General features: G+C 39.4%; 26 protein-coding genes. 11 read left to right on the top strand and 15 right to left on the bottom strand.

Translation table 11 applies throughout. From position 1 onward, the window contains the following. Positions 1-14: 14 nt before the first annotated feature. The 3 genes from GJU39_RS06660 to GJU39_RS06670 form a co-directional block, all read right to left on the bottom strand. Complete coding sequence (locus tag GJU39_RS06660) at positions 15-986, bottom strand: beta-propeller domain-containing protein (protein WP_154279919.1); 972 nt, start codon at positions 984-986, stop codon at positions 15-17. A gap of 1 nt (position 987) precedes the next feature. Continuing rightward, complete coding sequence (locus tag GJU39_RS06665) at positions 988-2,184, bottom strand: PQQ-dependent sugar dehydrogenase (RefSeq protein WP_154279920.1); 1,197 nt, start codon at positions 2,182-2,184, stop codon at positions 988-990. 395 nt (positions 2,185-2,579) lie between these two features. Further along, the gene (locus tag GJU39_RS06670; protein WP_154279921.1) at positions 2,580-3,458 is read right to left on the bottom strand and encodes an SDR family oxidoreductase; all 879 of its coding nucleotides are present in this window, start codon (positions 3,456-3,458) and stop codon (positions 2,580-2,582) included. Between the two features lie 54 nt (positions 3,459-3,512). Here GJU39_RS06670 and GJU39_RS06675 point away from each other — a divergent pair, with 54 nt between their 5' ends. Further along, positions 3,513-3,956, top strand: coding sequence for a winged helix-turn-helix transcriptional regulator (locus tag GJU39_RS06675; RefSeq protein WP_209437599.1), 444 nt, complete (start codon positions 3,513-3,515; stop codon positions 3,954-3,956). Between the two features lie 68 nt (positions 3,957-4,024). Here the strand turns inward: GJU39_RS06675 and GJU39_RS06680 are convergent, their stop codons facing one another. The 9 genes from GJU39_RS06680 to GJU39_RS06720 all read right to left on the bottom strand — a co-directional run bounded on the left by GJU39_RS06680 (position 4,025) and on the right by GJU39_RS06720 (position 11,513). Continuing rightward, positions 4,025-4,414 (bottom strand): DUF4260 domain-containing protein, encoded by a 390-nt coding sequence (locus tag GJU39_RS06680; protein WP_154279922.1) that lies wholly within the window; start codon positions 4,412-4,414, stop codon positions 4,025-4,027. 61 nt (positions 4,415-4,475) lie between these two features. Further along, positions 4,476-5,045, bottom strand: a complete 570-nt coding sequence (locus tag GJU39_RS06685) for a Crp/Fnr family transcriptional regulator (RefSeq protein ID WP_154279923.1) — start codon at positions 5,043-5,045, stop codon at positions 4,476-4,478. A gap of 242 nt (positions 5,046-5,287) precedes the next feature. Next, positions 5,288-5,671, bottom strand: a complete 384-nt coding sequence (locus GJU39_RS06690; protein ID WP_342448184.1) for a DUF2306 domain-containing protein — start codon at positions 5,669-5,671, stop codon at positions 5,288-5,290. Positions 5,672-5,789: 118 nt separating this feature from the next. Continuing rightward, positions 5,790-6,878: a serine hydrolase domain-containing protein gene (locus GJU39_RS06695; protein WP_154279924.1), complete on the bottom strand. Its 1,089-nt coding sequence runs from the start codon at positions 6,876-6,878 to the stop codon at positions 5,790-5,792. A gap of 836 nt (positions 6,879-7,714) precedes the next feature. Further along, the gene (locus GJU39_RS06700; RefSeq protein WP_154279925.1) at positions 7,715-8,458 is read right to left on the bottom strand and encodes an alpha/beta fold hydrolase; all 744 of its coding nucleotides are present in this window, start codon (positions 8,456-8,458) and stop codon (positions 7,715-7,717) included. Positions 8,459-8,833: 375 nt separating this feature from the next. Further along, positions 8,834-9,439, bottom strand: coding sequence for an outer membrane beta-barrel protein (locus GJU39_RS06705; protein ID WP_154279926.1), 606 nt, complete (start codon positions 9,437-9,439; stop codon positions 8,834-8,836). Positions 9,440-9,736: 297 nt separating this feature from the next. Further along, a complete protein-coding gene (locus GJU39_RS06710; RefSeq protein ID WP_154279927.1) occupies positions 9,737-10,393 on the bottom strand; it encodes a hypothetical protein in 657 nt (218 codons plus the stop codon). Between the two features lie 31 nt (positions 10,394-10,424). Beyond that, entirely contained in the window at positions 10,425-10,988 is a 564-nt protein-coding gene (locus tag GJU39_RS06715) for a hypothetical protein (protein WP_245227705.1), read from the bottom strand. 75 nt (positions 10,989-11,063) lie between these two features. Further along, complete coding sequence (locus GJU39_RS06720; RefSeq protein ID WP_154279929.1) at positions 11,064-11,513, bottom strand: hypothetical protein; 450 nt, start codon at positions 11,511-11,513, stop codon at positions 11,064-11,066. Between the two features lie 211 nt (positions 11,514-11,724). On the opposite strand from GJU39_RS06720, the gene GJU39_RS06725 reads away from it, so the two are divergent. The 9 genes from GJU39_RS06725 (at position 11,725) to GJU39_RS06765 (ending at position 21,314) form a co-directional block, all read left to right on the top strand. Next, positions 11,725-13,728, top strand: coding sequence for a tetratricopeptide repeat-containing sensor histidine kinase (locus GJU39_RS06725; RefSeq protein ID WP_154279931.1), 2,004 nt, complete (start codon positions 11,725-11,727; stop codon positions 13,726-13,728). After that, positions 13,721-14,350: a response regulator gene (locus GJU39_RS06730; protein ID WP_154279933.1), complete on the top strand. Its 630-nt coding sequence runs from the start codon at positions 13,721-13,723 to the stop codon at positions 14,348-14,350. The genes GJU39_RS06725 and GJU39_RS06730 overlap by 8 nt, the downstream gene beginning before the upstream one ends. 460 nt (positions 14,351-14,810) lie before the next feature. Next, positions 14,811-15,791 carry a bifunctional helix-turn-helix transcriptional regulator/GNAT family N-acetyltransferase gene (locus GJU39_RS06735; RefSeq protein WP_154279935.1) on the top strand — a complete coding sequence of 327 codons (981 nt, stop codon included), beginning with the start codon at positions 14,811-14,813 and terminating at the stop codon, positions 15,789-15,791. Positions 15,792-15,812: 21 nt separating this feature from the next. Continuing rightward, positions 15,813-16,223: a DUF2000 domain-containing protein gene (locus tag GJU39_RS06740; RefSeq protein WP_154279936.1), complete on the top strand. Its 411-nt coding sequence runs from the start codon at positions 15,813-15,815 to the stop codon at positions 16,221-16,223. Between the two features lie 133 nt (positions 16,224-16,356). Beyond that, positions 16,357-17,094 carry a helix-turn-helix domain-containing protein gene (locus GJU39_RS06745; RefSeq protein WP_154279937.1) on the top strand — a complete coding sequence of 246 codons (738 nt, stop codon included), beginning with the start codon at positions 16,357-16,359 and terminating at the stop codon, positions 17,092-17,094. A gap of 225 nt (positions 17,095-17,319) precedes the next feature. After that, on the top strand, positions 17,320-18,264 hold the full coding sequence (locus GJU39_RS06750; protein ID WP_154279938.1) for an NAD(P)-dependent alcohol dehydrogenase: 945 nt from the start codon (positions 17,320-17,322) through the stop codon (positions 18,262-18,264). 63 nt (positions 18,265-18,327) lie between these two features. Next, positions 18,328-19,077, top strand: a complete 750-nt coding sequence (locus tag GJU39_RS06755) for a pirin family protein (RefSeq protein WP_154279939.1) — start codon at positions 18,328-18,330, stop codon at positions 19,075-19,077. Positions 19,078-19,183: 106 nt separating this feature from the next. Beyond that, the gene (locus GJU39_RS06760) at positions 19,184-20,080 is read left to right on the top strand and encodes an SDR family NAD(P)-dependent oxidoreductase (RefSeq protein ID WP_154279941.1); all 897 of its coding nucleotides are present in this window, start codon (positions 19,184-19,186) and stop codon (positions 20,078-20,080) included. Between the two features lie 151 nt (positions 20,081-20,231). Next, the gene (locus tag GJU39_RS06765; protein ID WP_154279942.1) at positions 20,232-21,314 is read left to right on the top strand and encodes an alkene reductase; all 1,083 of its coding nucleotides are present in this window, start codon (positions 20,232-20,234) and stop codon (positions 21,312-21,314) included. Positions 21,315-21,510: 196 nt separating this feature from the next. Here GJU39_RS06765 and GJU39_RS06770 read toward each other — a convergent pair whose 3' ends face one another. After that, complete coding sequence (locus tag GJU39_RS06770; RefSeq protein ID WP_154279943.1) at positions 21,511-21,909, bottom strand: winged helix-turn-helix transcriptional regulator; 399 nt, start codon at positions 21,907-21,909, stop codon at positions 21,511-21,513. Positions 21,910-22,034: 125 nt separating this feature from the next. Here GJU39_RS06770 and GJU39_RS06775 point away from each other — a divergent pair, with 125 nt between their 5' ends. Beyond that, a complete protein-coding gene (locus tag GJU39_RS06775) occupies positions 22,035-22,469 on the top strand; it encodes a nuclear transport factor 2 family protein (protein ID WP_154279944.1) in 435 nt (144 codons plus the stop codon). 228 nt (positions 22,470-22,697) lie between these two features. Here the strand turns inward: GJU39_RS06775 and GJU39_RS06780 are convergent, their stop codons facing one another. Together GJU39_RS06780 and GJU39_RS06785 are read right to left on the bottom strand one after the other, a co-directional pair. Then, positions 22,698-23,516, bottom strand: a complete 819-nt coding sequence (locus GJU39_RS06780; RefSeq protein ID WP_154279945.1) for a VanW family protein — start codon at positions 23,514-23,516, stop codon at positions 22,698-22,700. A 1-nt stretch (position 23,517) separates the two neighbouring features. Next, complete coding sequence (locus GJU39_RS06785; protein WP_154279946.1) at positions 23,518-24,465, bottom strand: XAC2610-related protein; 948 nt, start codon at positions 24,463-24,465, stop codon at positions 23,518-23,520. Between the last annotated feature and the right edge of the window lie 72 nt (positions 24,466-24,537).

The following is a 24,537-nucleotide window of genomic DNA, read 5'->3' on the forward strand; positions in this document are numbered from 1 at the left end:
GTTAGTTAAATTGTTTATGGTTTTACAGGTTTATAGATTACCCTCTGAATCGCGAATTTTTTCACAGGTACTGCGTTGCTGTCAAGTAGTTGGTTGAACTGGGCATTCATTACCCATATATCCTTTCCATTCATTGTTGCGGTGGAAGGGTAGGTGAAGCGGTCATTTGACAGCGTTGATGCGGATACTTTTGCACTTTTCCAGTTATCCGAAGAACTTAGCTGATAAATTTTATCACTGCCACCGTTAACCACCATATTCAGCGTGTTGTTATCCGTTAGCAGCAAGCCGTCTGCGCCAAGGAAAAATTGGTCGGTTTCGATTTTGCTGATATTTTTCGTTTTTAAATCAATTTTATAAAGTTGCCCTTTGGCACTGATGTCAACTATTAAATACCCCGCTGGATGGTACACTATTCCATTAAGACCTACGCCCTCAGTTTTAAATAAATCATCTTTTACAAAAACACTTGCTTTTCCGTCATTCCCAACTTTGTAAATGGCCCCTGCAAAGCTATCGGTCACGTATGCATTTTGCTGCGGGTCGAAAGCGAGATCATTTGGGAAGTGTTTTCCCGGAAGTAAGCCCGATAGATCAACATCAGAAAGTTTTTTTCCATTTGACAGATCAACACTAATGAGCCTTGCCATCTTTGTTCTGGTGGCCGGATTGGTATACTTACTGTAATTTGCATCGCCTACACAGGCAAAAAGCCTTTTTCCGTCAGGATGGATTTTAAGCCCGTAAGTTGATTTGAATGTGCTGTCTGCGTGAAGAATGCTATAGCTCCCTTGCGGACTGACCTTACCGATACTACCCAGCCTTGCCGAAGAAACATAGTAAAGATCTTGTATCTTGTCATAAACGATCCCTTCCGGATAGGCCTCGGCGGCCTCGAATTCTATTCTTGGTGTAGGTTCCGGTTTCATGGCTGCAATGCCGGCTATACCGATAATCCCGAGCGCTAAATAACTTATCTTTTTCATCTTAGTTTGTTTTTTTAACTGCATAAATATTTCCTGAAGCATCATCTGATATATAAATAATACCTTGTTTTGTTACCGTAATCCCGGCAGGCCTTCCAAATCGGGAATCGCCCTGTAGAAAACCAGTAAGAAAATCTTCAGCCTTTACGGCCATACCGTTTTCAAAATGAATGCGCTGAACTTTGAAACCAACCGGTTTATCCGCATTCCAGGAACCATGCCAGGCAACAAGGCCGTCTCCCGACCAGTCTGCGGGAATGTTACTTGCGCCGCGAAAAAAAGTAAAGCCAATAGGGGCCATGTGAGCCGTTAGTTCCAGAACTGAAGGCTGGGTATTTTTGACCACTTCTTCCTTAGTGTTTCCAGCCGGATCTTCACGGCTCTTATCTATTTCCCGCTTTCCGTAAGCATAGGGAAATCCATAATCTGCGCCCATTGTAATGTGGTTAACTTCTTCGGGCGGCCACTCATTTCCCTTTGCATCTCCTCCATTATCTATGCCCCAAAGCTCCCTGGTTTGTGGGTGCCAGTCGAAGCCTATCGTATTTCTAAGGCCACTGGCATATATTTTTCTGCTCCAGTTATTTGGATCAACCTGCAAAATAACAGCGGTTTCCTTGTCACTTTCCTTACAATCGTTGCATAAAGATCCTACGCTAATGTAAAGCATCCCGTCAGGCCCAAAATCCATGGTACGGTTGGGGTGCTGACCGCCATCAGGAAGGTCTTTGATCAGTGTCTCTTTTCCGTAAATATTAAGTGTTCCATCTGGTTTAACCGGATAACGACGTACTTCATTGCTATTGCAGAGGTACATCCAGTTGTCTTTCATAGTGATTCCGTGCACGCCTTTAAATTCTGCAACTACAGTTACCAGGTTTTCGAATTTCCCATCCTTGTTTTTATCTTCCAGCAGCAAAACGTCACCACCGTCTCTGCGGGTAACGTAAACATTGCCAGCTGCACTGGTATAAAGCATTCTGGGTTTCCCAAGCCCTGATGCGGCGAGACTTACCTGCCAGCCGGGAGGGGTTTTAAGTAAGCTAACCATCTCCGGCTTAAATTCCATTATCTGGGCATATTTTGTTACCGATACCGATCGCGTAACTTCTTTTGGTGGAAGTCCACGTTGCGCCTGCGCCTGCCCGGCGGAGGCCATAAGTGCAATCAAGGCAAATTGTAAAGTTCTATATTTCATATCCGTTTTTTTAACTTGAACATTCCTTTCCAGTTTTAAGTTTTGAAAAGATGATCAGATCTATAGTGCCGTTTGATTAATCATTTGGAATCATCAGGATTCGCAATAAAATTATCAGCAAGGGATGGCCGCGAAATAACACGGCAGTCATCTCCATATAGGGAAAGGCCGTGGGTTTAGAAGAAAACCAGCGTACGATTACAAAGCCTGAAATGGAAAGCCGTTGCGGGATTGGCAATACCAAAGACATAAAATGTGAACAATATCAGACCACATTTTATGCTTTGATGAATTACAAGAGTTATAGTCCTTTATAACTGGGTTAAATTACGCTGCTATTGTTCTCTGTGAATCCGTAATTGTTGTTTGCACCTCCAAGATGGGGCCGCATTGCTTTATGCATAAACACGGTCAATAAACTGCTTAACTGTGAGTGGTTTTCTTCCTAAGAATTTTTCCAAAGTATCCTCCTCCACATCCATTTCGCCTTGTGACAGCGCTACGGCCCACATGGTGAACATTCCAATATACAAATCCGGTATCCCCAAGCCTTTTAAAGTTGATTTGAATACCTCGACCGACGGGGATTGATAAGAAACATCCTTCCCGGTTGCAGTAGATAATGCAGTAGTGATGTCACCAAAAGAAACGGAACTGATATTGGTTAGCTGGTAAACCTTGTTTTCATGGCCCGCTGTGGTTAACACATAGGATGCGGCTTCTGCCAGTTCCTCACGCAGCACATAGCTGGCTTTTCCATCTTTGGCCGGGAAGAAAATAACGCCTTTTTCTGCTACCTTATCGCCGGCAAATATTGGAATCATTTCCAGGTAAATTCCATTTTGAAGGATGGTATAGTCAATTCCGCTGCTTTTCAAATAATCCTCTGACTGCACATGCGATTCTTGAAATGCAGCAATGGCGGAGTTTTTATAACCTGATTTTCTGATAAACGATGTATAAATAATGTGTTTAACACCAGCTTCCTTTGCAGCTTTGATTGCATTGATGTGTTGAGCGGTCCTGTTTTCAACCGCCTGCTTGTCATTACTGGATACCAGCATCAATTTATCCACACCCTTGAACGCCTTGATCAGTGAATCATAATTGTTATAATCTCCAACGCGTATCCGAACCCCTTTGTCTTCCAAAGCCGTCACTTTACCTGCATTTCTAACCAAAACAGAAATTTCTGAAGGGCTAATCCCTTTTTTTAACAAATGGTCAATGGCATTACCACCAAACTGACCTGTAGCACCTGTAACTAAAATCATCTTTAATATTTTAATGTTTGGCAATACTACAATTAAAGATATATAAAGTATATTTTGTATTTAAGAAATAGTGCTATACTTTTGTATACTAATAAAGCAAACCTGATGAGTAAATTTAAAGAGTTGATCGAAAGTGAAAAGAATGAGCGCTGTCCAAGAAGCTACGTATTGGCTTTAACAGACACACTGAATGTTATTAATGGTAAATGGAAACTTCCTATCATCGCGTCACTTTTACGCGACGTGGTTCGCTTTAAAGATTTGCTGGACAGGACAGAAAAGATCACCCCCCGTATGTTGTCGAAGGAACTGAAAGAATTGGAAATTAATGGTATTGTTGAACGCAAAGTATTCAATCAGACTCCTGTTCTGATCGAATATAGATTAACCGAATCCGGAAAACACCTGACTAATGTGATTGACACCATGATCGATTGGGGCGTGATGCATAGAAAATACGTCGTTCCAGGTAAACAGCTTGTCGAAGTTGATATTTAATAAGACCGGTTTTTTAAACATGATCCACACCAAGCGGGCTTCTTTTATGCATCTATAATGGCCTATAACTACTTAAGGGACTCATTTTCCCCCATCCAGCCCAAGTGGGTATGCTTAAAATCATCTGGAAACTTTAGGCCATAACCCAGCATGCGGTCAAACGATGAGTGGGCTACCAACAGGATCCCGCTAGTAATCAGTATATCTATGTGCATAAAAAAGCCGATAGCCACCAGGGTTAACGCTATTGCACGATGATGGAATAAGTTGTAGGTAAAGGCGCCTATACGAGAATTCACGAGGTAGCCCAGCATAGAAAGGTCAGGACTAAAAAATAGGAGTACCCAAACCCAAACAGGCAAACCGAGGTTGTATTCAGATAAAAAATAAATAAAAACTATAGTTATTGCAGCTTCTTCGATTTTAATGGCGAAGTCCATCACTTTTTTCGGTTTCATAACAATGATTTTTTGTTAGGCAAACATAGGCGTTAAACCGAAGGTCTCCTCTTGACAAAAATCAAGAAAGCAGTTTTCTTCGAATCCGGCTGAAGGTCTCTGGTGTCATGCCCAGCATGGAGGCCAGGTATTGCAGGGGTACCTGGTTAAAGAGTTCACGGTTCTGATCGAACAATTTCTGATAACGTTCTTCGGCTGGCATAGAGATTAGATCGAAAATGCGATTCTCTAACATTACGAAACATTTACTCATGAACAGTTTTTCAAATTCATGCCATTTGGGTATTAATTTTCCCATTGTAAGATATCCTTCGTAGTCTATTGTAAATAAACGTGTGTCTGTCAGTGCCTGTATATTGAAGCGTGAGGGGTTACGAAACATGAAACCTTGAATATCCGTGATAAAATACCCGGCTGTGCCTATCCATTGGGTAACTTCTTTTTCGGGCAAGTTAACGTATACCCTGATCATGCCGCTTTCAATAAAACTAAGCTTGTTGCAGAACTTACCTGTTCGTAAAAAGTAGCTTCCCTTTTCCAGGGTCTCGGGTCTGAATAATCCGCTCACCCGTTGGCAGTCATCCAGACTAATTCCAAAATGCTGATGGATATGGCTTTCAAGCTCGTTCATCGTAATAGTATATTAGTTAGCAGTAAAAAGTTTAAGATGGTCAATCAAAATATTGATCGACCTGCAATTTAACCAATGTTCGTACCGGTTTAAGAGCTCTAATAAACATTCATTTTGCTTTTGTAAAGCTAAGGAAATGCTTAAAATATTCAAGGAAGAAAGGATTATCCCGAGAAGCGCTTTACCAGCTTCCAGTTACGAGCAGTGTGCCAGGTAAACTCTTCAACGGAGTGAGTTAATAATTATGCGTATGTTTCTGTTGAAGGTCCTGCATAGTCAGTTTTTTTATTCATAAAATATGCTATAATTAAATTAGGTATCCGGCACCACCAGGCTACAATAAGATATGCAGTTTCAAAATTGCCGACTACTATATTTAAAATGGGTAGCCAAAGCCGTAAGGTAACTGCGGCAAAGCAGGAGGCATAGCTATAAATCATCATCTTTTGATGTTGAATCCATTTCCCTTTCATGATATTGAGATATCCCATCAAAGTTGTATAAAACCATATTATGCTTAGGCTCATGAAACCCAAAGCTGCAGCAATACCTCCCGTTGCATAAAAAGCAATATAAAAGCCAGTAAGTGCGCTGAGTAGAACAGAAATTATATAAATTTTGCCGATTTGCTTGGTTAAAGCTTTCCCATGCTATTACGGACAAAGGCTTTATCGGAGCTTTGTGAAAGCTAATTTTATTAATGCCTATTATGGGTTTACACGCATTTCAATTATTTACGGTCTTTTATTTGGAGAACATTTTCAACGTCAACGCCGCTATGTCTCCTGTTACTTTCGTCGGTGAATTACAGTCGCAGTTACTTAAACCCAGCACATAAATGTCCTCTTCCGGTATATAAACACCCATGGTCTTAAATCCGAAGATGCTGCCGCCATGTTCCCTTGTTGGGGTGCCATTTATATCTTTGATATGCCAGCCATAACCATAGGTAAATTCTTTCCCGTCATTTAATTGATATTTGCTAAACGCCTTTTTAGTTTCCGCGCCATTAAGAAGCACGTTATGGTTTAACGCATTTTGCCATTTCAGCATATCGCCCATTGTAGACATTAGTGAGCCTGAGGAGAAGGGTACACTAAAACTGATTACGGTCTTGTTCACATAACCGTAAGATTTTTTATGATAGCCATAAGCCCTTTTTCGGATCACCTTTCTATCACTCGCATACAAAGATTGATCCATCCCAACTTTTTTGAAAATGTGCCCTGTAATGAAGTCTTCGTAGGTTTCTCCGGATACTAATTCTATGATGTACCCCAACAGCACATAGCCGGAATTATCGTATTCAAACTTCTCACCAGGAGCGAAGTCAAGCGGTTCATTTTTGAAATAGTCGACCATCATTTTTGGTGTCATATCCTTTTGAGAAATGTCTGATAGCGATTTCATTTTTGTGAAATCTTTGATTCCCGATGTATGCGTCAACAAATGATGAATGGTTATCTTGTCTCCTGACGGGTAGTCCGGAATGTATTTGGAAACGGGATCATTTACATTTAATTTGCCCTGTTCCTCCAACATCAGTACCGCCACAGCTGTAAATTGCTTGGTCATCGAACCCAGTTCAAAAACATTGTCGGTGTGCAGGTTGGCATCCAATTCCAGATTAGCTTTACCAAAAGCTTTTTGATAAATGATTTTTCCTTTTTTAGCGACCATGAATACGACTCCGGGACCGGTAGGGTCATTAAACACTGTTTTTATCGCACTGTCAATCTTCGTTTCCAGGTTTTGCGCAAAGAGGTTATTAAATGAGCTACAAATAATTAGAGAAAGGATTAATAGCGTTCTAATGTGATCTTTTTTTATCATTTTTTGACTTTTAGGCTTATGACGCGCTGAAAACTAAACTGGTTACAGTAAAATGGTCTATTATGCATTTTGCAGATAATTACCGTTATCAGGGCTTAATGGCGCTGAACATAAAAAAGATAAAAGTGTTTAAGCACCTAAGTCTAGTATGATAAAAAAACAATCAGGTGATAAGTCTTCCGCTAACAATACTTTCTGTATTTTGAAATCTTTTCTTTTGATTATTTTTTATAAAAAGAGATATGGAAAAAAAATCTTGTTAATTGCCGGATTTTTAGACACTCACAAACCTCCAACCTGTCACAACTTTATTTGAAGATGGGCTCAAGAAAGGACAAAAAGATCTGGCTGCCGTTTATTTAATACCGGTCAAGGAAAAGACGCATGACTTCCTTTAGGTTAGATATAACAGAAGGATTTGGTTCTCGTGTGACAAAGTGACCCGGGCAGCTCGCTAGTTATTTAACTTAAATTATACTGTTGATTTTTCAAGTAATCTTCAGGGCAATGGCCTAAAGTTGCCTAAAACTTTACAATGACTTTAAGCACTGAACCCGCTCCCCCCGTTTTCTGTAGTAATTATTGGGGGTTTGATATTTTATTCACCATATCGTTGATTGCGTTTTCAATAATTTTTGGCTGTTCCTGGTTGATATAATGACCACTGTTTGATACAAAGATTTGTTTGCTGTCAGTTGAAAGACGTAAAAAATCATTTTGCATTTTATTCCAGGCAGTTATCATTTCCTTTTTTAATTTTTCGTCTTTGATTAAAGAATCATAGCGTTTTTCATCCGCTGCCGTTAATATATAAAGAGGAATAGAGCCAAAAGATTTTATTTTTGATGCTTGTTTTTGATGGAACTCATATGATCTTGCTCTTCCAACACAGCATCAGCACTTTTGTAAAGTAAAGCGGGCATTATTGAATTTTGATATTCGTATTGTTTACCATTTGGAAACATACTTTTGAACATTAATCTAGCGAGTCCAAAAGTATTAGCGAATTTTAAAAGACCACCTGGTAACCCCTGATTTGCCATTTTGAATAGTTCAGGCGATAAATATTTTTCATCATCGGGGCATTGACTATCAACAAATATGACACCTGAAACATCTTTAGGATATTTGTTGACAAAAAATCGGTTAAGTGTTCCTCCGAATGAATGCCCTACAAGAATGTACGGTTTTGGGGCGTTAGCCTTTTCCAGTAAAAGATGTAATTCTTTAGCAATTTCCTCACCTGATTTTGGGTTTTTACCTCTATCACTCCATAAAATTCCTGATCTATCGTATGAAACACTTGTATAAGAGGTTGGTAATTCTTGTTGAATATTATACCATTGCAGGTGTCCGGCCGGATCAAAAGCGGTTTCAAATACAACAGTTGGCCCTCCATTTCCTTTTTTATAATAATGAAGGCGATGATTTTCAACTTCTACAAAGTTTCCGTCTGGATTGATTTTTTCGGCATCATTTCGGGATTTCCATTCAAAAACAAATCCAACTATGAGTAATAATACTACTAATGTAATTAAACATAAGCCTATCCGTTTCATCCATTTGATAAAAGTTTTCATATTTTTTTAGAAGATGTTTATATTTTTGTTACACTACTTTTGAAAAAGTCAACCATCATTTTTGGCGTCATAGCGTTTTAATGTGATCTTTTTTATTTTTTGATTTTAGTTTATGACGCGCTTATACCTAACCTGGTTACCGTAAAATAGCTAAGAATGAATTATATACAGGGCTAACGTGATTATGCTAAACATCAACCGGTTTCCTTTATCATTAAGTAGATCGCGTTATCCTGCGGGTAATTGATACCCAGTGGCCCGGTAGGGGTATTATCATCTTTTTTTTCTTTTTTGCACGCCGTTATCATCAGCGAAAGCAAGAGTAGCAGCAAAGGTAATTTGTGTAATGTTTTCATAAGTTTTTTAGTTTGGAGGTTAAAGTTTAAAAGTGACACCTACATTGAGCACCGCAAGGCTCTGATAACCCAGTTCTGCAAACAGGCCGGTATTATTTGAGAAATAATACTTGCCACCCGCAAACAGGCCGAAACCAATGCCGCTGCCTGTAGTGCCGTTAAAGCCCTGGTTATCGCTCACACTGGCAACTACATAGCCAAGGCTGGCGCCGCCATAAACATCAAATTCAGGGTCGAGTTCAAGCAGTTCATTAAAGTGGTATGAACCGCGGGCACCAATGTAAAATGCATTTTCTTTAAAGCTGTAGTTTGCCCCTGGTAAGTCAACATTGTATTTAGAGGAGGCGTAGGCTGCTTGCCCGCCTATACTGATTTCGTTGGTAATCCCTTTTTCATAAGAGATACCTGGATTTACCGGTAATGATGACGAATAACCAGAACCAAAGAACGGACTACCGATACCAACACCTATATTCAGCAGATTATCGCCTTTGCTGTAAGCTTTAGCCGTGGTTTTCAATACCCTGTTAGTATTTGGGGAAATCTTACGTTTTGATTTAGACTGAGCTTGCGCCGCAACGCAAATTGCTACAAAGAAGAACATCATTAATAATTGCTTTTTCATTTTAGATAGCAGATAGATTGAATTATGGTTAAAAAATTGATTTTTCTTAGCTTAATACAGGCATTTGAAAAGGCGATCAAAAATGGGAAGCCATAGATAAAACATTTGCAATTACCCGTTTCTAGTATTCTTGATGATATTTTATATCTTCTGATGGAAATCATTTTAGAGGGTTAAATTCAGCGGGGATACTAACGAAAGGGAGATGATATTACTGGCGCAATGAAGCACCTCCTTTAGGATTAGTCATCTTCTGTTTAAAGCTTAAGCCTTACTTTCATGCTGTATTGAAATTGATTACGAACCAGCAATTTTAAAATTGCTGACGTATACTTTTGCATCTTGTTTAGTTTCAAACGGACCACTGATATAAAAATATCTGGCTGCCTGGGGCTGAAACAGCATAGTGTCTGCCAGTTTGGTGTTATCCAGATACACCGCCATTTGATTGCCGCTCACTACAAGCTTGACATGCAGTGGACGATTAGCTGTTGCCGAAAGATCAAACTTGGTGTTTGCTTCCTCCTTACTTACATCGTAGTTACCAATATTAACAGCGTCCGCATCATAATAATGCAGCTGAACAAACGCCCCGCCATTGCTGATATACTCACGGGCAGCATTATCTTTCACAAAACCAAAAGAAATTGGTGATATATCCTTAATTTGCTCTGCCTGGGCCAATATATCAAACTCAAAAGTAAAGCTCATAGGAAGAGAAACAGAGCTGTTAAGTTTATAGGTTATGTTATCCTGAAGTAATAACCATTTACCCTGTTGACCGGCAGGGCGTGCAATTGTCGCCGCGCCGTTTGTTTTAATACTGCTTGGGGTTGCGCCAATTTCGTACTTAGAGAAATCTTCGTTAAAATCTATATTTTGCGCTGACGCCTGAAATATAGAAAGACTGCTAAAAATCATAAACAGTCCGATGATAAAAAAGTATTTTTTCATAATGAAAGAGATTAAAGGTTAATGAAAAAAATCAATTATAAGGTGCTGAAAATTTCCCTTCGGTAACGTAATCGTCACCACCAACCAATTTCAGTTTACCGCAAAATGTCCCTTTTATGCCCAAGTCAGATAAGCTGGTAATAGTTACCGTGAAATTTGTACCTTCACTGGTGCCACCGTTGTAACCAGAGGTACTCACGATCTTTCCATCTTTCATGTTCTGTATATAATATTTACCATGCAGCGATAGGGCCGTGGTTCCAGAAACAGTGTATATCTTTTCCTTTGCTCCGTCCGGAAGTGTCAGATCGATGCCGAATCCTTTGATCATATCTCGCTTTTCCCATCCGCCGATCACCACGAAATGTACGGTATCGGTAGTAGGTTTATCATTGGCATTCACACCGTAATTAAACTCACAATACTTACCGTTTAGCTTACAGGTAAGGTATTTTTTGTCGTCTCCGGTAGCTTCTCCGCCATTCTTACTACAGGCAGATAACCCGAGCATCACCAGAACAAGTATGGCCATGCAACCATAAAGCACGCTGGATTTTGTCTTTTTCGTCGTAATTGAAATTGATTGATTAAACATCTGCTGAAGCTTGATTTGCTCCTGCCTCAGCAGATTTTTGGTGTACAAGCCGTTCCACCATGCATTGATGAAGATTTATTTAAGTTTAACAGAGATCTCGCCATCGTCCATACCGTCGATATTTTTTTCAGCGAATACATCAGGAGACGCTTTTTGCAAGGCTTTGAGAATATCGGAAGTAGAGCCTGCATGGTATATCGTGATCAAAGATCCTGAAGCACTGAATTTCATTTTAGTGCTTTCAATACCTTTAACAGTTTGAAGTTTCTCATTCAGATTTTTTAGCGTTGTAAAGTCAACGCCGATAAGTTTCACCGTCGTTTTAGCAGCTGAGGTGTTACCATCTTTCTTTTTACCGAATAATCCCATTATTTTGTCACCGGTGCTTTTTGTACGGTCTGTTGTACGGCCAACCCGATCTGCTTTGTCGGTTGCCCTGTCAATTTTGTCCAGAATAGCTTGTGCCCGGGTCGTTGTGAAGCTGAATAATATCAGGCCTGCACAAATGATCATGATCTTTTTCATAGTTTATTTTGATTATTGATATATAGAAAGCAAAACTATCCCTTGGTTATTGAATATAAAATCCCCTGATCGGTGGTTTTTTTTCTACTGATTTTTAGGTATTTTAATGTGATAAGTATCAAGACTTTAGGTACTTTAAATTTTTAGGCGGATATTTGAAATTACTTGCCGGACTATTTCGCCTGTTGCTGATAAACGTATTTTAGTTTCAATGAAGAAAATATATCTGATCCCAATTTGCCTGCTCATGGCCTTGCGTGTTTTTGCGCAGCAACAAATCCCGCTAAATGAAAAGCGGCACCTGGACAGCTTGGATAAGGTTCTGCACACAAATAACCCTGACAGTGCAAAAGCGAGTGCCAGTTTTCAGTTGGTAGAATACTGGAAATTTAAGGACACGGTAAAAAGCAAGATTTATTTACTGCAAGGTAAAAAGCTCGCCGCCAAATATCCGTATTTCAGCGCCCTCTCGCATTTTTATGAAGGGCAGTACTATTTTAACTGGAACACGGTCAAAGCGGCTGTAGCATTTAAAAAAGCGGAGGAGGCATTATCGGCGTTTCATACACCAAAAGCGTATGGCAGGCGTGCAGCAGCCTGGTTCAATTATGCTTTAATGAATAAGAATAGTAAAGGATACGAGTTTGTAACTCATATCATTCTTGAAAAAGCACTGCCCCTTGCTGAAAAAGCGGGCGATAAAGTGATGTTTGCGCATTTTTATACCCAGCTCGCTACGCTGCTGATGAACAATTACCAGTTCGCTAAGGCAGCCTTATATAATCAAAAGGCAATCGAACTGCTGCATAACGAAGACCCGCATTCGACCAATCTCTTGTTTGCGTACCTAAGTGGCGTAAGCATTTATTGTTATGATGAAAAACCCGAACAAGGAAAGCCTCTACTACAAAAGGCAAAATTATTGTTAATGCCATATCCCGAATCTGTTAATTATCCTTTGTATTATTATAACGAAGCTTTATACTATACAACCATTGAAGCATTTGATCAGGCTCTGGCAAGTGCCGATAAGGGAACTGTTTTAGCTAAGAAGTACAATCAAAAGCAGTTGTACCAGCAATTTTTTTTTAGAAAATACGAGGTTTATGTTCGGCAAAAGGCTTACAACAAAGCCAGGGTAATATTGCTGGATATTGTTAAGGATGGAACGCTCATGGCAACCGTTAATGACAGGGCGGCTATCTATGCCGAACTGGCTAAAACCAGCAAAAACCTGAACGATTATAAAGAAGCTTATTCCTGGCTGACCAAGTATCAGACCCTAACAGATAGCATCAATAAAAGCCAAAGCACAGTTAAGATCAACGAACTGGAAACTAAATACCGAACGGCACAAAACCAGCAAAAGATCGCTGCCTTACAGGCGCAGAACAAACAGGCTGCGTTAAAAGCAAAAAATGAGCATTTGTACAACTGGTTACTGGGTATTGGGTGTTTATCGTTGCTCATTATGCTCGGATTGGCTGTCCTTAATGCTAAAAATAACAAAAAGCTGTCTGCCCAAAAGGAGATCAACTACCGGCAACAACTCCGTGACCTGGAACAAAAGCAGCAATTAAAAGTGACGCAGGCGATGCTGGATGGCGAAGAGCATGAACGGGAACGCGTTGCCCGCGACCTGCATGATGGCCTGGGCGGCATGCTGGCCGGCGTGAAAATTGGTTTGTCAGGCTGGTCGAACACGAATGCAGGTATAGCAGAAGATAAAGACCTGCATCGAATCATTGGCCAACTGGATAGTTCCGTTAGCGAGTTAAGACGTATCGCCCGTAACCTGTTGCCCGAAACGTTGCTGAAGTTTGGCCTGGAGATAGCTTTGAAAGATCTTTGTGAATTTTACATGCGTGACGGTTTGCATATAGACTTCCAGCCCTTAAATATCGAGAAAAACATTCCTTTGAGCATACAGTTAAACATATATCGGATCGTACAGGAACTGATGTCCAATGCAGTTAAACATGCCCGCGCAAAGAACCTCATGCTGCAATGCAGCCAGAATAACTATGTCTTTTTTATCACCTTTGAGGATGACGGCCACGGTTTTGACACCGCCGTACTGGAAAACAAGAAAGGTATGGGCTTAGATAACCTGAAAAACAGGATCATGTTTTTAAAAGGAAAGTTCGAGCTAAAATCTGTGATCAGCGAGGGAACTACCATTAATATAGAACTTAATACAAACGTCGATGGCTAAATTATTAACCGCTATAGTTGACGATCATCCAATTGTGATCGAAGGATTAAAGGTTCTGCTTCAGAATGAGGAAAACCTGCAACTTGTTGGCGGTTTCTGTAATGGCTCGGCTATTTTGTCTTACATCAGCACCAATCAAGTTGACCTTATTCTCCTCGATATTACTTTGCCCGATATTAATGGCATTGAGCTGTGTCAACAAATAAAAGATATATCGATTGCAACTGTCGTCCTCATCTTAAGCAACCATACCGAAAGGAGTATTATTATGCAGACGATTCAAAACGGAGCGAGCGGTTATTTGCTTAAAAACAGTTCGGTTGATGAATTACGGCATTGCATCTCAGAAGCCGTGAAAGGCAACATCTGCTACAGTAAAGAGGTAATGGAAATTATCAGCCGGCCCTCTAAAAATCACATACAGGATATGCCGCGCCTTACTCGCCGGGAAAAGGAAATACTGGCCCTAATCGCAGCAGGTAAAACCAGTCAGGTGATCGGCCAGGAATTATTTCTGAGCCCGCTTACCATTGATACGCACCGTAAAAACCTGATCCAGAAATTTGGTGTGAAAAATGTTGCTGAACTGATCATGACTGCTACACAACAGCAAATACTTTAGACTAATCGGACATTCTGTTACCGATTATTCCGCCTATCTCCAGCTGTTTTTTATCAATTGATAACTTCAGATAGGGCTTTCAGCTGAAAGTCAACCTTTTCGTTCCTATGATCGCAAAAAAGGTAGTTTTTCTGTTCATCCGTGTTGGACAACTAGGAGGATATGAACAGGATCAATATCGACCAGATACTCATGTGATAAATAATCGGAATATTAACGGTTTCAGCTTTCGTTCCACCTGTAAAAGATGCTACCGGTTACTTCCGATGACCGGCAGCCTAATTATTGCTGCTCATTCCTGATCTGAACCAGTTCTAAAGATAATCTGAAATTAAACGGTCAAAGATTACTTCTAAGCAAATTGCATCTTCCCTTTTAATGACATTTTTTGTTAAAATATTTTAACTATTGTATGATTTAAATTAATGATTATATATTTGCGTAACCAATTACGTAATTAATGAATAATCAATTTTTTAATAAGGTGGGCATAAAAGCCATAGGGAGCAGGCTAAGAATGCTTACCGAAAAAATTACTTACAATGCTGCGGGCATTTATAAACTATACGGCATAGAAATGCAGCCAAAATGGTTTCCGGTGTTCTATTCCCTGTCTCACGGTGAAGAAAAGACCATAACAGGAATCGCTGCTGAAATTGGACATTCTCATCCTTCTGTGAGCAAAATTGTAAGCGAAATGATTAAATCGGGGATTGTTATCGAGAAAAAAGATGCCGCTGACGGAAGGCGAAACATGGTGAGCCTTTCTGAAAGAGGAATTGGCTATGCAGAAAAAATCCAGGATCAATATACCGATTTGGAGCAGGCTATTGAAGCGGTCAACTCTCAGGCAACACATGACCTTTGGAAGGCCATAGAAGAGTGGGAATTCCTGCTCGAACAAAAATCTCTATTACGTAGAGTGACTGAAGAAAAAAAGCACCGGGAAAGTAGGGATGTGCAAATTGTGGACTATGAACCGCAATATGCAGCGGCATTCAGGTCGCTGAATGAAGAATGGATCTCCTCATATTTTAAGATGGAGGAGGCAGACTATAGGTCATTGGATGATCCGGAAGGCTACATCATGAAAAAAGGAGGGGATATTCTTGTCGCCCTATATCAGGATCAACCTGTTGGAGTTTGCGCACTGATCAGAATGAACGATGGCGAATATGAATTTGAACTTGCTAAAATGGCCGTTTCCCCTTTCGCTCAAGGTAAGAATATCGGCTGGCTGCTTGGCCAGGCAGCGCTCGACAGGGCCAGAAAACTGGGCGGGAAAAAGATATACCTGGAAAGTAACACCATATTAAAGCCGGCGATTAATCTTTATCATAAACTTGGATTTCAAAAAGTTGTAGGCCATTCCACTCCTTATGAAAGGTGCAACATTCAAATGGACTGTGATATTAGTAAGAGGGATAATAATAGAATATAGTTAATAAAATAAATCATCAAGATGTATGAAAATAAGATAGCCGTTGTGATATTAAACGATCTGGCCCACTGGCAAAAATTAAATGTTACCGCTTTCCTGGCAGGTTCAGTCGCAATAGCATTTCCCGAAACACATGGTGCGCCACTTGTTAGTGCATCTGGTACGCAATACTTACCCTTTCTTAAGCATCCGGTGTTGATTTACGCAGCCGATACAGACGAGCAGATAAAAAGGGCGTTCAACAGGGCAACGGATAGGGAGTTGCATATTGGTGTTTATACAAAAGGACTTTTCGCAACAAAAAACGAGGAAGGAAATTTAACAGAGATCGCCCAACACATAGACTCTGAATTGGATTTGGCAGGAATTATTATCTATGGGGAGAATAGAAAAGTTGATAAAGCCATTGACAAACTCAAGTTCCATTCTTAGACTGTTAGCCACGTTATATTATCCTCAAGTTAAGTCGGCTGATATCACACAATGATGTAAAGTCTGAATAGTGAAATAATGAGCAGTAATTTTGTAAATTTCCAACAATTGACATCGCTAAAATTTATGTTATATGAAAAAACCGATCAATAACCCGTTCATTCTTGCACTTAAGGCTCGCAACCTCACAGTAGAAATTCATCACCATTCGGCTTATCAGATCGTACTGTCGAACGACACTCCATTTAATTCAACCATCAGCGGAGTACTTCACGAGGGCATCCATGGTTTTTTAATAAAACCTCATGTTACACATTTTTGCGTGGCTGAAAATGGAACGTTGAATGTTTTAAACATAGAACCCTATTCCACTATTGGTTTGGAACTGGCAAGCAGATTTAAAGAAGATCAAGAGTATATTGTTTTCGATACACCACCGGAAACAAATTCCTTCTTTCAGACACCCCGTGACAGTTTAGATATTATCAAAATAGTTGATGCCTTACTGCATAATTTACCGTCAATTGAATATGATGAAAGAGTTACCAAAATAGTTGAATACATTAAAGCTAATTACTTCCAGTCAGATATCACACCACAAACATTTGCCGACATTGTTTTTCTTTCTCCATCTCGTTTAGCGTCCCTTTTTAAGGAACAAACCGGAAGCAGCTTATCTAAATATTTATTATGGACCAGGTTGCGCCAGGCTATTTATCTCACACTTTCGGACAAAGACAGAAGCCTTACTGATATTGCCTACGACACCGGTTTTTATGACCTTCCACAATTTAATAAATATATGTACGAAATGTTTGGAATGCCTCCTAAGGCCTTAAAACACAATAGCGATCTGATCCAGATTTATTAATCTTGTTTATCTAATTTGTTTTTAGTTAAACAAACCGTTAGATTACTAAAGGCACCTCAATTGTAGGTGCCTTTATCATTTATAGCATGTCCTATCTTAAAATGCCAAATATCGGGCTTTCATTAAAAATCAAGTCCCAAGGCATAATAGTGATTTGATACAAGTTTGCTGGTGAGCTTGTTCGCAACTTTGTGATATCAATTTAAACAATTAAAAATTAATATCATGAAAGCAATAGCATATCAAGAATTCGGAACCACAGCTGTTTTACAAACTGTTGAACAAACAAAACCTACCATTAAAGCAGATCAGGTACTGGTCAGAGTAAAAGCATTTTCTATTAATCCCATGGATTGGAAAATAAGGAAAGGAGAAATGACCCTAATGTCTGGCTCAAAATTCCCAAAGTTGACAGGTGCAGACTTTGCGGGTATTATTGAAGAAATCGGGACTTCTGTAATCGGCATAAAAAAAGGAGATGAAGTTTTTGGAGTAGTAAAAAACATGATGAAGGAAGGTGCATCAGCCGAATATGTTGCCATAACCTCTTCCTTGGTCTGGAAAAAGCCTGCTAACATCAGCTTTGCCCAAGCTGCCTCAATTCCTGTAGTTGGAACTGCAGCCGTTACGGCATTAGAGAAAATGGGTAACATCGGTTCGCAAACTAACATTTTGGTAAATGGCGCTACCGGAGGTTTCGGTATGTTTTTACTTCAATTATTAAAACAACGGGGTGCTCAGGTAACAGCAGTTGCCAGCACAAAGGGAGCAGAATTTGCAAAAAAATGGGGCGCAAATTCCGTGATAGATTATACAAAAGAAGATGTGCTTTCTCAAAAAGCCACTTATGACATCGTTATTGATTTATCAGGCAAAATGGGTTATAAAACAGCCAAGCAAGTAATGAAGCCCAAAGCCAGGTTTCTAAACCCGACACCGAAGCCAATCGAAATTCCCATCTCGTTTTTTAGCAATTTATTTACGTCTAAAAAGCACATCATAGTACTGTCAAGTCCGTCTACCAAATACACAGACGTTTTGCTAAGTGCGGTAAAGAATGGCTTACAGATTGAAGTCAACAAAGTATTTCCATTTGCCCAATACAAGGAAGCATACGACTATGCTGAGCAGGGCGGATACATCGGAAAAGTTGTCGTAGAAATTAATTAAAATTTCCGAAAAGTGTTGCTTAACATTCTTTGCTACTCCTAATCATTTATATAATCGAAAATCATGTTAACGAAAATAGAAAATACCATAAAATATGGTAAACAGCATGGCGGCTTTGGAATACAAATTTTATATCCAGGACTCATCCGACCTGAATTGGACGATACTGGTTTTTCCACAATCGGAAGAATAGACCACGCCCGGATCACACCAGGAACGCTGATCCCAATGCATCCGCACAGGAATGATGAGATCATTACCTACTTAAGAAGCGGCAAAGTCAAACATCTGGACTCTGAAAAGCATACAGACACCATCTCAAACCGGAGACTGATGGTGATGAATGCAGGGGTAAACTTTTATCACGAAGAAAAAGTGTTAGAAGAAGGTGGTGTTTTAGAAGGACTACAGATATTCATCAGGCCGGAAACAGCTGGTTTGGTTCCACAAGTTCAGTTTTATCAATTGCCTGAAACTTACAGTGACAACCATTGGCGAAAAATGGCGGGAAAAGGCGACGATTACCCGCTGCAAATAAGAAGCAATACCTGGTTGATGGATCTGCGATTAGAAAAGGACGCAGAAATCACCCTACCCGAAGCGCCATCAGAAAATGCGGTCTTCCTGTTTTATGTATTTAACGGAAAAATAAGCGTCAATGAAACTATGGCGCTTGTTACCGGGGAAAGTGTGCTGGTTGAAATGGAAAATCCAACCTTCCGGGCAACTGAAACAACTGATATTGTGCTGTTCATTACCCAAACAAACGCCGTTCATTTTGACGGCGGAATGTACAGCGGTAATCTCCACTGATATCAGCTGCAACCACTATGAGAACAGTGATCTGATACAAGTTTCACTTTTAAAATCAGAACATCTTTGTATAGTAATTAATTGACAACAATTTAAAAATAACAAAATGAAAAAGAAAATAGTAGTACTCGGAGCCACTGGAACTATTGGCAGCAAAATTTCTGAAAATCTTATCAATGACGGGCATCAGGTGACGTTAATAGCGAGACACACCGAAAAGTTAGAAAAATACCGCAGCATGGGTGCAGAGATCATCGCAGGAGATATCACCGATATGGAAACGCTGATAAATGCCTTTGCAACTGCCGATAGCGCCTTTATTTTATTACCTGATAACGTAAAAGCAGAAAACACCAGGGCTTATCAACGGGAGGTAACAAGCACCTTAATCGAAGCCATTGAAAAGTCGGGCATTAAATACATTGTAAATATGAGCAGTGTTGGCTCTCATATGCACGAAGGCAATGGCATGATGGGTGGCACCGGTGAACAGGAAGTAAGGTTAAATCAACTAAAGGATGTAAATGTGTTACATATCCGTTCGGCTTACTTCATGGAAAACTTCTTAAGAATTATCGGGCTCGTTAAAAACAAGGGACTCAACGGAACAGCAGCAGACGGTGATCATGCTATACCAATGGTTGCTACGCAGGATGTAGCTAAAGTTGCAGCAGCACATTTATCAAATCTTGATTTTACGGGTAAAAGTGTCCATGCGGTAATGGGTCCCAGGGATTATACCTACAGAGAATTCACCAATATCATTGGCAAAGCGATCGGCAACCCTGAATTACCTTATGTACAAATTCCCGTAGCGCAGGCAAAACAAGTGTTCTTAGGCAATGGTTTTGCAGAAGACTTTGTAGATAATCTGTTAGGTATGGCGGTTGCCATCAAATCCGGCATGATGAATTATCAAAAAAGAGATGATTCAACTACTACACCTACAACAGCAGAAGATTTTGTAACTGAGGTTTACCTGCCCCTCTACAATAACCAATAAGGATAAAATCCATTGGCTGTTTAAACATTATCCAGCCAGGTAGAATTAATTCATCCTAATCTTAAAAAAAACAGTGGTTTGATACAAGTTTCTCATCTGTTATAGAGGCATCTTTATATCATACAAAACGGAGCAAAAAATTATAAATATCATGAAATTATTAGCAAAAATACAGTTAGGAAATCTGGCATTGAAGAACAAAATGGCCATGTCTGCCATGACAAGAAGCCGTGCAGACATTAACGGAATCGTTGGCGATTTAACCGTTCAATACTATACGCAAAGAGTGAGTGCCGGTCTGATCTTTACCGAAGCCATCAGAATAAGTGAGGAAGCAACCGGTAGCCCACTTACGCCTGGCATTTACACGGCCGAGCAAATCGAGGCATGGAAAAAAGTTACCAAATCGGTACACGATAACGGAGGTGTCATTATCGCCCAGCTCTGGCACACAGGCCGTGCAGGGCATTCCATTGACCGGAATGATAAATTGCCTCTTGCGCCTTCACCTATAGCTATACGAGGCATGCAGCATTTCACTTCCCAGGGCTTAAAGGATTACGAAACTCCCCGTGAGATTACAATTGCCGAAATACAGCAAACTGTAAAAGACTATGGACAGGCTGCCAAAAATGCCATTGAAGCGGGTTTTGATGGGGTAGAACTTCATGCTGCAAATGGTTATTTACCGAGTCAGTTCCTGGCAGAAAGTGCGAACCAAAGAACAGATGAATATGGTGGCAGCGTTCCCAACAAAGTGCGTTTTGTACTGGAGGTAATGCAAGAACTGATCAGCACAGTTGGCGGGGATAAAGTAGGGATTAAAATTTCACCATTTCATCCGTATGGCGATATGGTGGTGGATAACCCTGTTGATACCTACACCTACCTGGTTGAAGAGCTGAACAAATTGGATTTTACCTATGTAGAATTAATGAAGCGCAGCCCGTACTTCCCTTCGCCTGCTCACTATCCTGCGGATGATGAAATCGCATTGTTCGGCAGCATGATCCAGCAAACGGTTATTGCCAATGCAGGCTATGATAAAGCTTCTGCCGAAGCAGAACTTGAAAAAGGTATAGCGGGGCTAGTCTCCTTTGGTACACTGTTTTTAGCAAATCCCGATTTGCCAGAACGCTTTGAAAAAGGTGCAACACTTAACGAACCGGACAAGGCAACCATGTTTGGTGGGGGAGAACAAGGCTACACTGATTATCCATTTCTGAATAGTTAACTAAATATCCAACGCAAATTATTATTCAAACAATAAACATGGAAAATAACTTAAGGCAAACAATTAAGAGTCATGTAAAATCGGAGGAAGTTTTGATTTTACTTTTAAAGATGATAAGATTGAATATTTGAAAACAGATTTGATTTAAAGGATAGAAACCTTCTTGATAAAAATCAAGAAGGTTTTCATTGCTTAATTATTGATTTTTTAATTTTTCTGAACCCATCTCAGCTTTCACTTTTTCACGATGCTGCATTCCCCATTTCGTCATTGCTCCCACAACTTCTTCTAAAGTATCGCTGTACGGTAATAGTTCGTATTCAATGCTAACAGGATAACCGCTTTCTACTTTTTTGATGATAAAACCATTCATTTCCAGCTCCTTCAATTCGCTAGAAAGTACTCTTGCAGAAATTCCGCTAACTTGACGTTGGATTTCTGTAAACCGCTTATTTCCTCTTGCCATTGCGATGATAATCATTAGTTTCCATTTTCCTCCAATAGCATATAATGCATCAGAAACTGCCATCAAAACCTTATGACAATCTTCGGTAAATGCCTTATTATCTAACTGATTTTCTTTTGATTCTATCATAATTGCGTTTTATGTTAGTAGATAACCTTTAGGTAACGACTAATAAAAGGTAAGCAAATATAATATAATTTTGTCCAACAATAATTACAGAAAGTAATTTTTTAAATTAATTAAAAGGCAACATTATGACACTCGAAATTTTAAAAACAAAAAAAGAATTAAGAAACCTGATTGATGATTACGCTTACCTAAGTGACGAATGGAAAATATCCGACGTTATGGATTTATTCACTCCCGATGTGACATATAAGGTTTATATGGGCGGAAATTTAGTGAGCAATATTTCGGGACGAGAGACGATGGAAAAAGAATTCAATGATCATGCGTCAAAAGTAAAAACGTATTTTACCTTAAACGGACAACACACGGTGAAAATTGATGGCGAAACTGCTTCCGGTGTATCTTACAGTCAGATAAAAATGATCAGAGAAATTGAAGGCAAAGATATTTTAACGGATTACAGTGTGAAATATGATGACCAATATATTTTTCAAAATGAAAAATGGCACATTAAAGAACGTATTGCCCATTTTCTTATTGTAGAATCGAGAACGCTTTAAGATAATCTGAAGACAAAAACATAGGGACATTTTATAAGCGCCCTATGTTTAAATTAATTACCTGTTTTCAAAATTCTCATCGAAATTGCCATCGGTTTTTCTCCCGTATGTAATCATCCCGGTAACAGCCACAATAGTGGTCTTCATTTTTTCTCCATCCTCGTTAGCGGTCAAAGTAACCAAACAATAACACGTCCCGGCAGCGTTATCACCATCTGTGAAGTACAACTATCCTTCAATATAATTTTCCGGTTCATAGGTTACTCTTGCAAAGTTTCTGGTTAGCAATTCAGTTTCTATTACCCTTCCACCTTCGAACTTGAGGATTTTCTCCCGCCATATTTCATTTTTTCGATAAAACTGATGGTCTATTTTCAGAAACTGATGATCTTTTTCTATTACATGATAAGTGTAATCAAGTTCTTCATTGATGCGCAATTCACCTTCCAAACATTTTTCTGTAAACCACAAATTAACCTGAAAAGTCTGTTCGGTATGGTTGGTAAACTGATAATCCCGATAATTATAAAAAACTGTTGCCCCGCTTCCGAATGGCAAAACCCGACCATCATCTGGAAATGGATCGAAAGAATGGTGATAACGTTCTGTAACTGTTAGCGGACTATGAATTACCAACCAATGTATCAGATTAGAAATCTGACAAATTCCACCGCCAATACCTGCCCTGGCTTCGCCAAATGACAATTCCATTCCGGGTAAATAACCTTTATTTTTAGTGGGCAAACCAACCAGTTTGCAAAAGGAAAAAGTTTCGCCTGGTTTAATCAAAATGCCATCAATGTTTTTAACTGCGATTTTTAAATTGGTAACCTTGTTGATTTGAAGTTGTGCATTATTATCGCCCAGCTTTTTCAATAAGACGGATTGATGTTTTTTTATCCTGTTGGATAGTTTATTTATAGAACGGGTTTTTGCATATTTTTTGCCATCCGTGTACCACTCCGTTATACGTTTTAATCGTCTTGTCCAAACGGCTAAGAAATAGAGTATGGGATGGCGTTGACTTAAAAGTTTTCTAGGTTTCAAATTAGCTTTTCTTTTTATAGCTCTTAACTTTTACCGATTGTCCATTTTCAATTTTATATTCATCGTAATGCGTATATTCATCGTTTTCGTAAACCTTTTCTTCTTTAGTGCGGAGGAGCCTTCCATTTTGCCATTTATAATAAGTTGTTCCCTCGTTTCCGCTACCATCGGCATCATATTTATAAACCTCCTTTTTAATTGGATTAAAGAATAAAACGCCCAATTCGTTTAAGGTTTTGTTTTTAAGGAAGCCTCTAGATTTTATATCGTGGAGGAAATAAATGAAGTTGTAATCGTTTTTAGCCCTGTCTGGATAGTAAATGGGTATTTTGATATCCAGGAAACCATCAAAATTAACATCTTCCAATTCTATTTCATCCTTAACCAAATCATATTTATCGAATTCGCCAAGCGACCAACGAGCACTTTTATTTACATTGATGCGTACAGAAAGCAGGTTATCATATTTCGAAGCACTTTCTGTTATATTCTCATAATTGGCTTTGTTTTTAACCATAATAAACTCAAAGCCTAACGGATTGAAAGCCGTTAAATTTTCCCGGCACTTTAGTTTTACAGTCAATGCGTTTTCTGCATTTGGTGTTTTTGTGCCCCAGGTACCGGCTAATGAAGTTTGCGCAACATAAGCCATTCTGAAATATCCTGTATTATCTAATCTGCCCTTTTTAGCATTGTGTGTACGTTCGGTAAGGCGTAATTCGCCATCTTTTAATGTTCCTTCTAAATAAATACGATTATCGCGTCCGCTTTTAATATAATAGTATTCACCAGAAATGCTATCGTTATAATTGTTTAGATTAAGCTTCATCTCTATCGGATAACCGCCAATATTGCCTGTAAAATTTATTATGGATGTTACTTTGGCCTTTTGCGCATAAGTCTGACTAAACAATAACAAAGAAAATACGATGAGAACTATTTTTTTCATCGATAAATATACAAATTGATAAGACTCGAAAAAAGCAGGATTCGGCAAATATTTAATCAGCTCATTACTAAT

It is taken from the genome of Pedobacter petrophilus, from assembly GCF_009674725.1.
Classification (GTDB): domain Bacteria; phylum Bacteroidota; class Bacteroidia; order Sphingobacteriales; family Sphingobacteriaceae; genus Pedobacter; species Pedobacter petrophilus.

Excerpts from the sequence above, each read along its gene's own strand:
- GJU39_RS06765 (WP_154279942.1), top strand. The coding sequence starts at position 20,232 with ATGAAATTATTAGCAAAAATACAGTTAGGAAATCTGGCATTGAAGAAC.
- GJU39_RS06725 (WP_154279931.1), top strand. The coding sequence starts at position 11,725 with ATGAAGAAAATATATCTGATCCCAATTTGCCTGCTCATGGCCTTGCGT.
- GJU39_RS06700 (WP_154279925.1), bottom strand. The coding sequence starts at position 8,458 with ATGAAAACTTTTATCAAATGGATGAAACGGATAGGCTTATGTTTAATT.
- GJU39_RS06740 (WP_154279936.1), top strand. The coding sequence starts at position 15,813 with ATGTATGAAAATAAGATAGCCGTTGTGATATTAAACGATCTGGCCCAC.
- GJU39_RS06770 (WP_154279943.1), bottom strand. The coding sequence starts at position 21,909 with ATGATAGAATCAAAAGAAAATCAGTTAGATAATAAGGCATTTACCGAA.
- GJU39_RS06785 (WP_154279946.1), bottom strand. The coding sequence starts at position 24,465 with ATGAAAAAAATAGTTCTCATCGTATTTTCTTTGTTATTGTTTAGTCAG.
- GJU39_RS06715 (WP_245227705.1), bottom strand. The coding sequence starts at position 10,988 with ATGTTTAATCAATCAATTTCAATTACGACGAAAAAGACAAAATCCAGC.
- GJU39_RS06755 (WP_154279939.1), top strand. The coding sequence starts at position 18,328 with ATGTTAACGAAAATAGAAAATACCATAAAATATGGTAAACAGCATGGC.
- GJU39_RS06760 (WP_154279941.1), top strand. The coding sequence starts at position 19,184 with ATGAAAAAGAAAATAGTAGTACTCGGAGCCACTGGAACTATTGGCAGC.
- GJU39_RS06720 (WP_154279929.1), bottom strand. The coding sequence starts at position 11,513 with ATGAAAAAGATCATGATCATTTGTGCAGGCCTGATATTATTCAGCTTC.
- GJU39_RS06670 (WP_154279921.1), bottom strand. The coding sequence starts at position 3,458 with ATGATTTTAGTTACAGGTGCTACAGGTCAGTTTGGTGGTAATGCCATT.
- GJU39_RS06705 (WP_154279926.1), bottom strand. The coding sequence starts at position 9,439 with ATGAAAAAGCAATTATTAATGATGTTCTTCTTTGTAGCAATTTGCGTT.
- GJU39_RS06665 (WP_154279920.1), bottom strand. The coding sequence starts at position 2,184 with ATGAAATATAGAACTTTACAATTTGCCTTGATTGCACTTATGGCCTCC.
- GJU39_RS06775 (WP_154279944.1), top strand. The coding sequence starts at position 22,035 with ATGACACTCGAAATTTTAAAAACAAAAAAAGAATTAAGAAACCTGATT.
- GJU39_RS06710 (WP_154279927.1), bottom strand. The coding sequence starts at position 10,393 with ATGAAAAAATACTTTTTTATCATCGGACTGTTTATGATTTTTAGCAGT.
- GJU39_RS06695 (WP_154279924.1), bottom strand. The coding sequence starts at position 6,878 with ATGATAAAAAAAGATCACATTAGAACGCTATTAATCCTTTCTCTAATT.
- GJU39_RS06750 (WP_154279938.1), top strand. The coding sequence starts at position 17,320 with ATGAAAGCAATAGCATATCAAGAATTCGGAACCACAGCTGTTTTACAA.
- GJU39_RS06745 (WP_154279937.1), top strand. The coding sequence starts at position 16,357 with ATGAAAAAACCGATCAATAACCCGTTCATTCTTGCACTTAAGGCTCGC.
- GJU39_RS06680 (WP_154279922.1), bottom strand. The coding sequence starts at position 4,414 with ATGAAACCGAAAAAAGTGATGGACTTCGCCATTAAAATCGAAGAAGCT.
- GJU39_RS06735 (WP_154279935.1), top strand. The coding sequence starts at position 14,811 with ATGAATAATCAATTTTTTAATAAGGTGGGCATAAAAGCCATAGGGAGC.
- GJU39_RS06685 (WP_154279923.1), bottom strand. The coding sequence starts at position 5,045 with ATGAACGAGCTTGAAAGCCATATCCATCAGCATTTTGGAATTAGTCTG.
- GJU39_RS06730 (WP_154279933.1), top strand. The coding sequence starts at position 13,721 with ATGGCTAAATTATTAACCGCTATAGTTGACGATCATCCAATTGTGATC.
- GJU39_RS06660 (WP_154279919.1), bottom strand. The coding sequence starts at position 986 with ATGAAAAAGATAAGTTATTTAGCGCTCGGGATTATCGGTATAGCCGGC.